13 protein-coding genes and 2 pseudogenes are annotated in these 13,653 nt (G+C 53.3%); 4 read left to right on the plus strand and 11 right to left on the minus strand.

The genetic code is table 11. The features are described 5' to 3' along the window. Positions 1-214 precede the first annotated feature (214 nt). From JMJ16_RS02780 to JMJ16_RS02795, 4 genes are all read right to left on the minus strand, one after another. On the minus strand, positions 215-562 hold the full coding sequence (locus JMJ16_RS02780; protein ID WP_201378228.1) for a hypothetical protein: 348 nt from the start codon (positions 560-562) through the stop codon (positions 215-217). A gap of 25 nt (positions 563-587) precedes the next feature. Next, positions 588-1,028 carry a response regulator transcription factor gene (locus JMJ16_RS02785; RefSeq protein ID WP_201378230.1) on the minus strand — a complete coding sequence of 147 codons (441 nt, stop codon included), beginning with the start codon at positions 1,026-1,028 and terminating at the stop codon, positions 588-590. Between the two features lie 123 nt (positions 1,029-1,151). After that, the gene (gene tnpB / locus JMJ16_RS02790; protein ID WP_201382714.1) at positions 1,152-2,333 is read right to left on the minus strand and encodes an IS200/IS605 family element RNA-guided endonuclease TnpB; all 1,182 of its coding nucleotides are present in this window, start codon (positions 2,331-2,333) and stop codon (positions 1,152-1,154) included. A gap of 68 nt (positions 2,334-2,401) precedes the next feature. Continuing rightward, entirely contained in the window at positions 2,402-3,631 is a 1,230-nt protein-coding gene (locus tag JMJ16_RS02795; protein ID WP_201377602.1) for an ISAs1 family transposase, read from the minus strand. A 349-nt stretch (positions 3,632-3,980) separates the two neighbouring features. Between JMJ16_RS02795 and JMJ16_RS02800 the strand changes: the two genes are divergently transcribed. Continuing rightward, positions 3,981-5,456 (plus strand): SWIM zinc finger domain-containing protein, encoded by a 1,476-nt coding sequence (locus JMJ16_RS02800; protein ID WP_201378232.1) that lies wholly within the window; start codon positions 3,981-3,983, stop codon positions 5,454-5,456. Between the two features lie 481 nt (positions 5,457-5,937). Here the strand turns inward: JMJ16_RS02800 and JMJ16_RS02805 are convergent, their stop codons facing one another. The 4 genes and pseudogenes from JMJ16_RS02805 to JMJ16_RS02815 all read right to left on the minus strand — a co-directional run bounded on the left by JMJ16_RS02805 (position 5,938) and on the right by JMJ16_RS02815 (position 8,238). Continuing rightward, positions 5,938-6,105, minus strand: coding sequence for a hypothetical protein (locus JMJ16_RS02805; RefSeq protein WP_201378234.1), 168 nt, complete (start codon positions 6,103-6,105; stop codon positions 5,938-5,940). A gap of 271 nt (positions 6,106-6,376) precedes the next feature. Then, positions 6,377-6,856 (minus strand): SDR family oxidoreductase, encoded by a 480-nt coding sequence (locus tag JMJ16_RS55850; RefSeq protein WP_255553158.1) that lies wholly within the window; start codon positions 6,854-6,856, stop codon positions 6,377-6,379. 80 nt (positions 6,857-6,936) lie between these two features. Continuing rightward, positions 6,937-7,230, minus strand: a pseudogene (locus tag JMJ16_RS55855) (SDR family NAD(P)-dependent oxidoreductase); the annotation flags it as partial. Positions 7,231-7,995: 765 nt separating this feature from the next. Beyond that, positions 7,996-8,238, minus strand: a complete 243-nt coding sequence (locus JMJ16_RS02815) for a transcriptional regulator (RefSeq protein WP_201378236.1) — start codon at positions 8,236-8,238, stop codon at positions 7,996-7,998. Between the two features lie 313 nt (positions 8,239-8,551). On the opposite strand from JMJ16_RS02815, the pseudogene JMJ16_RS02820 reads away from it, so the two are divergent. Further along, positions 8,552-9,374: pseudogene (locus JMJ16_RS02820) on the plus strand (IS6 family transposase). A 149-nt stretch (positions 9,375-9,523) separates the two neighbouring features. On the opposite strand, the gene JMJ16_RS02825 reads toward JMJ16_RS02820, so the two are convergent. Next, complete coding sequence (locus JMJ16_RS02825) at positions 9,524-10,030, minus strand: hypothetical protein (protein ID WP_201378238.1); 507 nt, start codon at positions 10,028-10,030, stop codon at positions 9,524-9,526. A gap of 1,413 nt (positions 10,031-11,443) precedes the next feature. On the opposite strand from JMJ16_RS02825, the gene JMJ16_RS02830 reads away from it, so the two are divergent. Next, on the plus strand, positions 11,444-12,178 hold the full coding sequence (locus JMJ16_RS02830; protein WP_201378240.1) for an N-acyl homoserine lactonase family protein: 735 nt from the start codon (positions 11,444-11,446) through the stop codon (positions 12,176-12,178). 62 nt (positions 12,179-12,240) lie between these two features. On the opposite strand, the gene JMJ16_RS53600 is transcribed toward JMJ16_RS02830, so the two are convergent. Further along, positions 12,241-12,708, minus strand: a complete 468-nt coding sequence (locus JMJ16_RS53600) for a transposase (protein ID WP_236601153.1) — start codon at positions 12,706-12,708, stop codon at positions 12,241-12,243. Next, positions 12,635-13,210 (minus strand): IS630 family transposase, encoded by a 576-nt coding sequence (locus JMJ16_RS53605; protein WP_236601154.1) that lies wholly within the window; start codon positions 13,208-13,210, stop codon positions 12,635-12,637. The genes JMJ16_RS53600 and JMJ16_RS53605 overlap by 74 nt, the downstream gene beginning before the upstream one ends. Positions 13,211-13,407: 197 nt before the next feature. Between JMJ16_RS53605 and JMJ16_RS02840 the strand changes: the two genes are divergently transcribed. Beyond that, entirely contained in the window at positions 13,408-13,599 is a 192-nt protein-coding gene (locus tag JMJ16_RS02840; protein ID WP_201378242.1) for a hypothetical protein, read from the plus strand. Positions 13,600-13,653 lie beyond the last annotated feature (54 nt).

A 13,653-nucleotide genomic window follows, 5' to 3' on the forward strand; every position in this document is an offset into this window, starting at 1 on the left:
CTGCTTTCTGTCCGTGAAAGGCAGATGCTTTGACCTTCGGCGGTAGGCTTCGAGCAACATGAGCTATCCTTCTGTTCCTGGCAGGGTACAGCATGATGAAGGCTACAAACTGGTGAATGTGGCCCAATCACGCTCTTGTGGGTTGTCCTGGAAGCTGTAAAGCAGGAGGATATGCACCAGTGCTGTCAGGGAGGACGGCATGGAGCATCTCTCATTATCCCATGCCTTCCTTGTTTTGTCGTATCCACTGCGGCATCACTGCTACTTGCCTGAGTAAGGCAACCAAGGTAGATCCATCTATCTCCTGACAGATACCATAGATCTGGTGCGTCTGGTGATCCACCCGTCCGTCTACCACTTGATAGGATCTCCTACCTTGAGCGAGCAGCATACCAACCAGAGAGGTTGCGATACTCTCCATCGCGAGCGTATCAAGGAGTGGAGAGCAGGTAAGCAGGAGATGTTCTTCAGGGAGGTGGCGCTCCTGTAGGATGCTAGAGGGTCCAGGGGGGCTTCCTATTGTCAGGGCTTGTTGGTCACGTGGTCGCGGCTCTGGGTTCATGATGTTCTCCTCTTCTTTTCTTCGTTCACATCGCCTGTTTGCTGCGAGCAGGAACAGCTTGAAGAAGGGGCTGGGGCTCTTTTCGGAACGACTCCATCTGGCGTGGGAAGCAGACGTCGTGCTTCTGGTGCTGCCTGCCTTGCGAGCCAAACTGCTCAATCGTTGCGAGCAGCGATGAGAGCCGGAAAGGCATTTTCCACAGAGCAGGGAGCAGATGGAGGCGTGCCAGGGTAAGATTTTCTTCGTGGAACGTCAGAATCAGGATAGGGAGCGCGTGGGAGCGGAGCAGTGGAAGAAGGCGCATGAACTCTTGACCATCTTCCCCCGGTTCCACAATGACCAGGTCATACTGGGCGATTTGATCAGGCATCGTGTGGTATATTTCGACCTGATGTCCACTGAGTTCCAATACCGAGCGGAGCATGTCTTGTATGAGGTCTGCTTCATCTATGACGGCTATGTGCATAGAAGGAATCCTTGCGTGTAGGCAGCAAACATGTGAGAGCGCCCCAAGATTTTGAGGCGAGGAATCATGTCGCTCTGTTAGATTGACATCCTCCCCACGGCTCAAGCCAGGGGATTCCTCGAGTCACCTCGAGGGTTTCCTGCTTCGCTGAGTCTTGCCAGAACGAGACAAAACCCGTCCAGGTCTTACAGCCTCTCCACAGGCGTTGAGGACCGTGAGCCCCACGGACCTAATATTCTTGGCAGCGTTGATATCGCGGTCGTGGTGGACAGCACACGCTGGACACGTCCACTGACGGACATCAAGCGCTAAGGAGTCGAGGAGGTGACCACACTCGAAACAGCGCTTACTGGAGGGATACCACTTGTCAATTTTGACAAGATCTCGACCGTACCAGTCGGCTTTGTATTCCAGTTGGGCCACAAACTCACTCCATCCCACATCGCTGATGGCTTTGCTGAGGGTTGGATGCTTGACCATGTTCTTGACCTGCAAACTCTCCACGCAGATCGTTTGGTTCTCACGGATCAAGCGTGTAGAAAGTTTGTGCAGAAAATCACGGCGGCGGTCAGCGATGCGGGCATGAATGCGAGCCACCTTGAGACGCGCTTTGTCTCGGTTTTTCGAGCCTTTTTTCTTCCTGGCATGACGGCGTTGGGCTTTGGCCAGGTTCTTTTCATCCTTGTGAAAGAATTTGGGGTTGCCTACCACTTCACCGGTCGAGAGCACCACAAAGGACTTCAAGCCAAGATCAGCACCTATCGAGGTCTCGATGGAGGGCACGTGCTCAATCTCATCCTCAACCAGGATGCTGATGAAGTAGCGATTGGCACAGTCTTTGGTGATGGTCACACTCGAAGGGGTCGCCCCATCTGGCAGGGGACGCGACCATCTGATCTCGAGGGGGTCACTCATCTTGGCGAGGGTCAGGTGCCCATCCTTCCACGTGAAGGCACTGCAGGTGTACGTGGCAGATTGCTTGTTCCGCTTTTTATGGGACGTCGGATACTTTGCACGTCCCTCAAAGAAATTCAGAAACGCTTTATCGAGATGACGAAGAGCTTGTTGCAGAGGCACGCTCGAAACGTCATTGAGCCATGTCGTTCCCTCTTGCTTTTTCAGTTCGGTCAGCATCGTGCTCAGGTCTTTATAGTAGAGGCGTTGCTGTTTGTTGTAGTAGGCATCAGTCTTTTGACGCAGTGCCCAATTGTAGACGAAACGGCAACACCCAAAGGTACGAGCAAGCATATGCTGTTGCTCTGGTGTCGGGTATATTCGATACTTGAAAGCGCGTTTCTGTTTCATACTTACATGATAGCAGAAAAGATGTAAAAAATCAAGCATTCCCCATCCACTCCCAGGGCTTTCCAATTCTAATAAACCACACATTGTCCAGTAAGAACGAGATCAAGAGCTTGATCAATATGGGCATCAAAGTAGCGCATCTGGCGAGCGACATTGCGGACCCCCACGCGATCCATGAGACTCAAGACGGTGCTATTGAGCTGGGCCAGCAGACTGGGAACCACTCCTGTACGCGTTTGACAACCATCTTCGCCTAAGGTCACATCACGTCGATGATGGAGGCAATTTTCAACGGCCCAATGGGCTCTGATAAGTTCAAGCATGCATGTGGGAGGCGCTTGGTATATCGAGAGACTGCTCAACCCATAGACCACCTCGTGACGGATCTTTCCCGACTTGAGAATGCGCGTGGTTCTTTCCAGCCGAAAGACTTGCTCGATGCCCTCCCAATCTTTGCTAAACCAGTCGTTAAGATCAGGGCTACAAAGAATTTGGCGATGTTCCAAGCGCCCATGCCCTTTGTTCCAGGTTTCTGCCTGCTTCCAGCGCCGTCGATCAGGAGAAGGATCCTCAAAGAAGGCAACAATATCCTCTCGCAGCGTTGGCTGATTGTCCTTGGCAATCAAGATGTAGTCTCCACTCAAACGAAGGACCTGCGCGCACAGTTGCCGTTGAGTATGCATAGCATCAAGGGTGAGAATGCGCCCACGCACCCATGAAGGTGCAAATAAGGGCTTGAGGGCACTGATCTCATTTTCCTTGTCTTGCACATTGCAATGCCAAAGCACGGTGCCAGTCTGCACCTCATAGCAACTGAGTTGATGAACCGGGTGAGCCTCTTTGCTTGTGGCCCGCAGGGCTTTGCCATCAACAGCGACCTGAGCATGTTTGGCTTGGATGCCTGGCGTCAGCAGGCGACTGGGTTCCTCTCCACACCGGGCCTGGGCTTCCCAACGGGTGAAAAAGGCAGAAAGAAGCTCATCGAGATGCTTGCTGTCTACTCTGGCAAGGACATTGCAATAGGTCATCTGGCATGGCATCTGCTGGCGGGAGAGCCCAAAGCGCTGTGCTAAAGGCACTCGATGATGACGAACCCACTCGGTTGCTGCACTCAGGGTCTTTTGCCCTGCTAGTTTGGCAAGCACAAGCAGAGAAAGAACCAAGGCCAATTCGTATCGTTTTCCTTGTTTTCGTCTCGTATCTGAGAGGGCTCGCAAGCTCTGGTACAACGAATTGACGGGAAGCGTTTCTGGGTCGTGTTCGGCTCGTTTTGCGAGCATGAATGTGGTATAGTCCATGCAGAGTTTTCCTTGAGATGTGATTTGGTTTTGTATTCTACAAGGAAAACTCTTCTTTTTCACCTCCTTTGTGAGAATTGGAAAGCCCTGCATCCACTCCAAACAAGGAACGCGCCATTCATCCCCATGTCTCAAGAACAGGGGTCTTCTGGCGCGCATATGATAAGCACTCGGAGGAAACGCAGGTACACGCGATTATGCCCTGACCTTTATTACACTGTTTTGATCCGCATATAGCACACTGCATTCTCGAGGAGTGTGTAGAAGTCAAGGGGCTATTGTCTGGTTCAAGTGTAATAATTAAAATTGTGTTGAATACGTTTGTCCACATTTTGAAAGGCAGTGTCCTATGCTGGAAGATCTACTCTCGGGTCTAGATCGTGAGCAATTGCAATCGCTTGTGCTGAAACTGGCTGAGCGAGAGCCTACCCTCATGAACGTGATTGAAGAATTGGTTGGATCACCCAAGTCTATTTCATCTGAGGCGATGGTGTCTCCAACGGCCGCTTCACCCCGACGCGCCCAGGTGGATGCCAGAGCTGTACGTCGCCAAGTACGCTCTATTTTACACAGTTTGGATCGGATGCGTTCCTCTGATGCCTACTGGCATGTGGGTGCGGTCGTCAATGAGGTACGTCAGTTACTCGACCAGGGCTGGACATTAATCCAGGCAGATGATGGTCGCAGTGCGCTCTCCCTGCTTGAAGCCATTACTGAAGCCTATATATCTGATTGGACCAATCTGGATGACTCGGATGGTGAGGCCAGTGGGTTCTTTCATGATCTCGGCCCTGTCTGGACAGAAGCCGTGCTCAGCGCGGACCTTTCGTCAGGGGAGCGTAAGACCCAGGCAAAGAAGTTGGAGGCCTGGCAACAGGAAATTGATGATTACGGCGTTGAGGACGTCTTTGCGGCTTCCCTGGAAGCGGTAATCCGAGGTTGGGATGATCCCCACCTCCAACGCATTTTACAGGGCATCTTTAGCGAAAACGACTCCTGGGAGGGAGAAGAACCTGAAGTAATAGTTGCCCGACTCCATATATTGGAGCGACGGGGTCGCTTGCAAGAGTATCTTCATCTTGCGAGAGTGGAAGGGCAGAACGAAGCTTATGTCAGCATGTTGGTGCGCCTGGGTCGCACGCAAGAAGCCGTCGCCTATGGACAAGCACATCTGGAAACTGCGCAGGAGGCTCTTACTCTTGCCACAGCGTTGTATGATCGGAGTGAGCGCGAGCAAGGTTTGCACATTGCTGAGAGAGGCCTTCTTCTCCAGGGGCCAAAGGCATCTCTCGCAAAGTGGTTGAGGGATGAAGCGGTGAAGGTGGGCGATCAGGTGCGTGCTCTATCGGCCGCTGAGGTGGCCTTTCGCGAGGAACTGAGCTTAGCGAATTATCTTCGCGTGGCAGAGATAGCAGGTCCGCAATGGCCGGAGCGGCGTGAGAACCTGTTGGAATACGCACGCCGCACGAAGTCATACACGCCGCAAGGGCAAGTCGATGTATTCCTGCACGAGGGACTCATTGATGATGCCATCGCGACGGTAGAACCCAATGCAACCCACACTCTGATAGAGCGGGTCGCGGATGCGGCTCTACAGTCGCACCCCGATTGGGTGATCAAGGTCTGCCGCCAGCAGGCGGAGCCGTTCATGGATGAAGGCAAAGCACAATACTACCATGCGGCAGCGAACTGGCTTGCGAAGGCGCACACGGCCTATCGAAACATGGACCGAGAAGAGGAATGGCAGATATACCTGTCTGAATTGCTGGATCGCCATCGGCGCAAGTACAAATTAGTGCCGATGCTAGAGGCACTGCGTCGGTGAAGCAGATTGATGCGCATTTGAGTTTCCCACGGGATACGCAACGAGATGACAACAAGCTAGCAGCGTGAAGAAAAAAGCGACCTCTAATGAGAGAGCAACAAAAACCACTCTCAAGAGGAGGTCGTTTTAGGTATGATACCGAACCCAAGCATAGAGATTCAAACCTCTCCAGTAAGTCGGCCCTCTGTTCCTGCATGGTTTGCCGAAGTGGTCATCTTGTCCCAGCACCTTACCACCAAGGGACTTCTGGAAACCTTCTCGCATCAAGTCCAGTTGGTGCGCGGACGTTTCGGCAGCTATGAATCGATTGATTTTCTTGCGCTCCTGTTAGGGTATGCAATGAGTGGGGAGCGAACATTGTCGGCTTTCTTTGAACGTGTCGCTCCATTTGGAGCGGCCTTCATGGCCCTTGTTTGGGCGTACGGAACTTCCCCATCGTGCCACACTCAGCCGTTTCCTGGCAAGCGTAGATCGTCCTTGCTTAGAAGCGTTTCGCAAGCTCTTCGAGCAAAACAGTTTCGCTGAAGGGTGGACCCCGGACCGGAGACGATCGGTGGTATTTGGGATCAGCAAGGTCGTCGCTACATCGTCTTTGACGTGGATGCCACACGCCAGGCGGCACGGCAGCGAGCCTTACCCTGTGATCCATGTTACCTTCTCCTCGACGCCGACTTGATGCGGTCTGTGCATCAGGCTACACCGGGAGAAAACGAGGGGAGGTGGTCCGCACACGCACGGTCGCTCTACCCACGGGATGCTCAACGAGTTTTATCTCATCAGTGAACTGATCTGAGAACGTCCTTCATTGCTCTCATGTTTCCATGCATGAGGCACTTTAACCGAAGATACATCTCGCTGCTGGTCCCGTAGGCTGTTCAATTCCAGTCATCCAAAAACGATACCAGCCGCGAGATGTTCGGCTAGTCCACGATTTCGCCGCAGGTCACGTTAGCAATCGCGCCGGTGACCGCGCTGGCGTAATCCGACACCATCAGGGCCGCCACGTTCGCCACTTCGGCAAGCTTCGGCAGCCGTTTGAGCAGCGTTTTCTCCGCAATACTAGCCTCGAACGCCTCCCGGGAAATACCAGCATTCTCAGCATGACGGTGGAAGACCTCGTCCACTCCGGGTGTGTCCGGGGAACCGGCCGATCGCAGACAGATGACGCGAATCCCCTGTGATCCTACTTCAGCCGCTAGCTGTCGGCAAAAGCCCTCGATCGCGGCACCGGCAACCCCGAAGCCGCCGACATTGGGGTACGGTGACCGCGCGGCCTGAGCGGTGAGAGCCAGGATAACGCCCGATCCGTTCTTGCGCATATGGCGTGCCGCTGCAGTCGCGGCGAGAAAATGAGTCGCCATTGCGTTGACGATCGGCAACGCGAAACGCTCATGCTCCATCTCGACGAGGGGAGCCCCTGGGTGTCGCCGAGTCCGATGACGTTGAAGGAGATGTCGATGCTCCCAGCTTTTCTTGCCACTTCATTCAGATAGTTCTCTACTTCCCGCTCGTCGAGCGCATCGACCTGAGCGACCTCAGCCACTCCTCCCGCGTGGGAGACGTCCTTCGCCACGGCCTCAAGCGAAGAAAGGGTGCGACCGGCAAGGAAGACGTTGGCTCCCTCGTGGGCGAAGGCGCGGGCCACCGCACCGCCGACAGCTCCTCCTGCTCCGTAGATCACGGCGTTTTTGTTCTTCAGTAACATTTCCGTCCTCCTGTTTGTCAAGTTGTCTCCTCTGGGTTGTCGGGTGAACGTCATCATCGAAGGTTCCATGTTCGATCCTGTGCCAATTTACCCATCGACAAGCTGCGCGAGGAATGATGGTCCCCCTTGCTCATGCCCATCCCTCGATTGCCTTAGGAAATTCGCCCACGTGGGTGAGTCATAGCAGTATTCCGGTCCTCTCTGGCTCTGGCAGCACCTCTGGCTTACTCGCGCACCCCGAAAAAAACTTCTCCTATCTTGCTGAAAGATCTCACAAGCATGAGAAAACGTACCATCCCTGCCTCACGCTTCCTCGTCACAAGGGTGCTGTTCTTTTCATTCTGCCTGGTGGCACCTGTTTCTGTGCTCTCTCTATCTCGTTGCGCATCCCGTGGGCTCTTCCACAATTTTGGGACAGGATCAGCGACAGCTATTCCCTTTCCCTCCAACGACTCATGGGTGTCGCTCAGTACGTTTTCTCACTCGCGAGGTTCTACAAGCTCAACTTCATCAAGACGAACTTTCTCTCGTCATTGTTCAGATGTGACCACTTCCCACTATCACATCATTTGCAACGTTCGCGATAGTACCAAGGAGCAGCGGGAGGGAGCCGATTGCCTCCCTCCCGCTTTGGTTTACACGGCAATGCCGAGCAGTTCGGCCAGTTCGACCGTCGCTCGAAGAACTGTCCACCTGGTGAGGTGAGCTCTTGCTCTCTCGCTCCCACAAGAGAGACAGAAAAAATCCATCATGGCTCTCATCCTCCTCCACATCTGCAATCCATCGCCCCAGACCATCCACGGCCCAGGCATCCTCGCCTCGCGCCTCCTTCGCTTACTGTGTGCTCCGCTCCACGGGACCCAACACCACCACTTGCCGATCGTAAATCTCCACGCCCTTCTCCAACGCAATCTCGCGCGACTGGCTGTGAATCTGGCCCAGCACCCGCTGCTGCTTGCCTGTACTCGAAAAGGGCACCCACTCCCTCCCTTGCACAGCCAGCGCCGCCAACTCCTCCCTCTCCCACGGCAACATCGAAAATACCTTCACCCCCGCTGCCATCTTCGTCAACCGCATGATGCTCGCATACCTTCCTTCTCTCGCTACCAAAATTACGCCTCTATTGTATCTCATCTCGTCCCTCTCCTCATTCCCTCCTCCCTCCCACACCTGCACACCCACTCACGCAACTCCTTCCCCCTGCTGCCACCTGACGCACAGCACTCACCTGCCCTCATACCCAGACACACCACACTGCCACAACCACTCTCTCCCCTGACTGCTTCGATTCCACAATTGGTTCTGTCAGAATTCGGAAGAAGGCTTGTCGTGGTGATTGTTTGCGAGGTATGCTAAAAAGAACAACGACTCATCTGAGAGGGAGTGCTTCATGAACTGCCCACATTGCGCCTCAGCCACCACCAAAGAACAATCCCAGAAGACCACGCTCGGCTATCGCATGTTCCATTGCTCAGCTTGTAAGCACCTCTTCAATGAGCGCACAGGAACGCAATTCAACTTTCTGGAATATCCCACCGACGTTGTCTTCCTGGTTGTTCAGTGGCAGCTCCGCTACAAATTGGGCCTACGAGATCTCGCCGAAATGTTCCTTGAGCGAGGGGTCACATTCACCTATGAGGCGGTTCGGGAGTGGGAACGGCGGTTTGCTCCACTTCTTACAGAGCAATTGCAGATCAAACAGCGCGGGCAAGCAGAGCAATCTTGGTACGTTGATGCGCACCTACATAAGGGTCAAGGGAAAGTGGTGTTACCTCTATCGTGCTATTGATGCAGATGGCAATCTGGTTGATTCACGCCTGAGCGAGAAGCGCGATATGGAGGCAGCCCAAGAGTTTTTCAAGCAAGCTCTCGCCGTTGTCGGCCATGCTCCGGAACGGGTGACGACGGACGGCCATACATCCTACCCACGGGCAATACATGAGACGATAGGCAGCAATGTACAGCACCGAACAAACAAGTACCTGAATAATCGGTTGGAGCAAAGCCATCGAGGAATCAAGCGGCGGTATTATCCCATGCATGGCTTTGGGAGCTTCGGCTCTGCCGCTCGTTTTTGTTCTGCCTTTGACGAATTACGCAATTATCTTCGTCCTCGCTCTGCCATGAGAGAACCACTCACCTATCAAGAGCAGCGCCAAGTTGTCCTTGATCGACTTACAGCTTTGAAGGAAGCGATACAGGCAGTCTTCTAGCACGAGACTACAGTACCTCAGCTTTTGCCGTTTCCTGATGAGCTTCTACGCTCTCAGTTCTGACAGAACCACATTGAACAAGCAAGCCCCCAAAAACACCGGTGCCCTCCCCTTGTGAGGGAGAGCACCAGCGCTGTGACAGAGACGTGTCAGGCCTTGACCGCGATGAGGGCGCAGACCGACATCGCCACGAGGCTACCGAGACCGAAAAATGCCGCGAGCGGGCCGTGCTCCATCCAGGAGGCCATGGCTGGGCCGGCCAGCCAGGCGAGCCCGGCGATCTCCCAGGTCAGGTTCTTCTGGAGGAACGGCTCCCCCGTCTTGTGGTTCTTCTTCTTCTGCAGTATCCTGATGAAGATGATGTGGAACACCAGCGGCGTCAGCGCCAGAACGCTCGCCGACACGTACGAGTTCGCCCACTGGTAGTGAATCCAGTGGTCCTGCGAGACCAGGGTCAGCAGGTACTTCACCAGGCTCAAGGGGAAGGTGGTGAGTGTGTTGAGCGCCTTGGCGAGACCCGCCGTCAGCATCGACCCGGACAGGAACAGTCCGGCGAGGCCGAAGACGGTGCCGATCAGAGCCCTCAACGAGATTTTCCCCATGGACATCCCTTCTCTCGTCCCGGTGTAGGACACCGGAAACAGCGTGTAGAACATCGCCCCTGCGATCCAACTCGAAGAGTCAATGTGCGACTCGGAGAATTGTTTCGCAGAAACGACTATCCACACCCTATTTACTAGAGTTGAGAAGGCGAATATCTCTGCCACTATTCAATTGTGGATGTGCACAGTACGGTGTTGCTGTTCTCTCTGTGAGCAGACCGCACTGCATTACCAGTCGCGAGCCGCGTAGTGCGCTCCTAGCATTACTGGAGCAACAGCGCGAGAGACAAAGTCGTCAGAGAACCTTTCTCAGGACCACATCATCCTTCGAGAAGCTTGTCAGAAGACAAGGGCAACGAGATTGATGAATATAAGTATAATATGAGGCTCCTATTTGTACAAGGGGTAAATAGGGAAAATTCGTTTGCCCACAGGATGCAAATGCTCTATTTTCCCCGCTATCATTTTGAGAGCGAAGTCGAGTGCCAGGATTTGCAAGATCATGCCAGTCTTGCTTACATATGGGCTGGACAAACTTTTGGAGTTGCCCCGATTCAGGAGAAGATTTCCTTCACCTAGAAATTGAAGCGTTCATCATGAAAAAACCCAAAAGAGGCTGAAGTGAAACGATATCACTTCAGCCTCTTCCCTCTTGACCACCAAACGCCGGTTACATGATGACCGCTATTCCCTTTTTCTCCAACAACTCATGGATGTCACTTAGCAGTTCATCTAAGTCGTGAGGTTCTCTACACTCAAGGTCATCAAGACTAACTTTCTCTGGTTATTTGTTCAGATTTGACAGCTTTCCACTCCCACATCATTTGCAAAGTTCGCGATAGTACCAAGGAGCAGCGGGAGGGAGGTAATCGGCTCCCTCCCGCTTTGGTTTACACGGCAATCCCGAGCAGTTCGGCCGCGGCTCGCATTAGGTATTGAGTAACTTCGGGCTGCATCAGACGATAGCTAGTCCAGTGATCTGTTCGGTCTACAATAAACTAGACAAAGGAAGATGAGACCCTGAAAGAACTGGACGAAATGGAGAAGAAAACCTATATTGCCGATTTCAAGGTGAAGGTCGTACTGGAAAGCATGCAAAGAGATACGACCCTACAGCGGTGCACAGAAATCTTGAGCCGTCTTCAAGGAGCGTTCCTGGTGGTCAAAGAAGTAGGTTGTCATCACCTCAAACACTCGACGAGCTACCACACATAGCAGCAGAGGCGATCTTGGAGAGGTCCTCGCCTCTTGAACCTATGCTGAGAGCATAGTGATGCTTGCGCACATGCTGAGAGCATAGATTTGCTCTTTCTCTGGCTGCGATGAGCATGCTACGCTTCTTGCAGGTCATTTTGTCTGATTATCATGTCTGTATCGGCGATAATCCTATAAACGTGACCATTCGATCTGGTGCGAATGCCGCGCCTAATTTGGAACTCGTCTTTTTTCAAATGCAAGGACAATTGTATGATAACCAGCGCATCTGGCCCGCAGCGACTCTACCTCATGCAGGTAGCAACCATGATTGTGGGTCCACTTACACTACCAGTTCCCTGCTATCTCATTCAGACCAGAGATGGCAAAAACATTCTGATTGATAGCGGCTTTCCCCTGAACTTCCAGCCACTGCCAAACACACCTGGGCTGCAGAGAATAGAACACGAGAAGGGCGTCATTGAACAACTGGCAACGATAGACGTGCGATCTTCTGACATTGATCTCCTGATCTGTACCCACTACGATGATGATCACGCAGGCAATCATGGAGCCTTCCCCAATGCCCGGCTCATTGCACAACGCCTGCAACATGAAGTAGCGAGTGCCGGTCACCCCCGTTTTGCGCTCACCCGTTCCCAGTGGGATCAGCCTGCCTCGCGATACCAGTTGGTTGATGGCGACACACAACTGCTTCCTGGACTTGAACTCATCGAGACCAGTGGACATGTCCCTGGACACCAGGCGGTGCTTGTCCATCTGCCTCAGACCGGTTCGGTGCTTCTTGCCATTGATGCCGTCGCCATCCAGGCTCATTTCACTGCTGATCGGCCAGTTGGTCCAACGGACGCCGACGGAGCGGGTGCCATTGCCAGCACACGCAAGTTGCTCAATCTGGCCGAGAGGAAACACCTCTCCTTGGTCATTTTCGGACATGACGGCTCTCAATGGTCAACACTCAAACAACTCCCCGACTTTTTCGACTAACTGCAGTTGCCCAGCCCGAGCGGCATGATGGCGTTCTCCGGTAACGGATCAAAAGGATGCGCTTACGCAACAGTGCATCTTTTTTCGAGCGATCCTCGTGCCAATGAACGATAGCCACAGTGATGGAACCAACCGATGGCATCCTGTGTGGTAATAGTGAGGAGCGCTTGCCCAATCGCTTCTTGCAATGCCTCTGGTGTGCGCGCTCCCACCCGGCGTAAGAAAGCTTTCAACTTGGAGAATGCCTCTTCAATCGGCGAAAAGTCGGAGGAGTAGGATGGCAGAAACAGAAGCTGACATCCTCGCGCTTCGATAGCTCGCCGAACGTTTTCTCCAGTATGCGTACTCAAATTGTCCAGAATCACGATTTGCCCCACTTGCAGGCTCGGAGCCAGAACCTGTTCGATGTAGATCTCAAAGGCAATGCTATCTACCGAGCCCTCAAGGATGAATGCCTCAACCCATCCCCTGGAGCGAGAGCGAAGCCAGGAGTGTGATATTGGCTCGCCGGTTGCGTGGAACAGAACCATATACTCGTTTCCCTTTGGGCGATCGACCATACACGCGGGTTAAGGCGATATTGGAACCACATTCATCGAGAAAAACGAGTTTGCCTGCATCTAACGTTTGGGCCTGTTCTCGCCAGGCTGCGCGATCAGCTTCATTCTGCTCACTTGCCCGTAATGTTTTTTTCTTCCGGGTCCAGTTCAGATGGTGGATTGCACGACTCATTGTCGCAGAGCTGATCTGGATGCCATGAGTAGCTTCCCAGAGCCGACAATGCTCTACAAGCGTCGCATCGGGACGCGCTTCGAGTTGAGAGAGCAGTCCAGCTTGCAAAGCGGCTCCTTTCTTTGAGGGGCGCCCTGGAATGGACTTGGGCTTCACATCGCCGGTCTCGCGTCTCAACTTGAGATAGCGTTTGACCGTAGATCGGGAAACACCAAATGTTTTGATAATCTCTGCGCGCGGTCTTCCTTGGTCAACCGCGTGCAGGATACGCTGTCGTAAATCTTGAGAATATGCTCGCATGGGGTTATTTTGCCACGAGGTTCAATTTTTGTGAAGACCGCTGTAGGTAGGGGTTGCGTGAAGGTTCCTGTCATCAGGGGCAAAGTAACGGCTGTGCTTGTGGGCGTGGGCATGATAATGATGATAGGAGGTGCGATAGGGAACGGCCCAGCGCACACGATAAACTCTTTGAGCAGATAGTGAAAGCAATCAGGGAGATGGAGCGGCTACCGCATCAACCGCTCTTGCATGCTGAGCATCATTTGCTTATCACAAGCAATGAGATGGTTCAGGTGCTCAGATGTGCCTTCCCATTCCTCTCAGACGACATATGCCCATACATTGAACTGGCGCTTGAGAATCATAAGCAGGAGTTCGAGCAGACCGTTAGCTGGTGGTGGAACGAGTAAGCAAAAATACATGTGATGCTCGATGGACTGCCCCTGGTGACAGCAACCTTCACT

It is taken from the genome of Ktedonobacter sp. SOSP1-52, assembly GCF_016587395.1.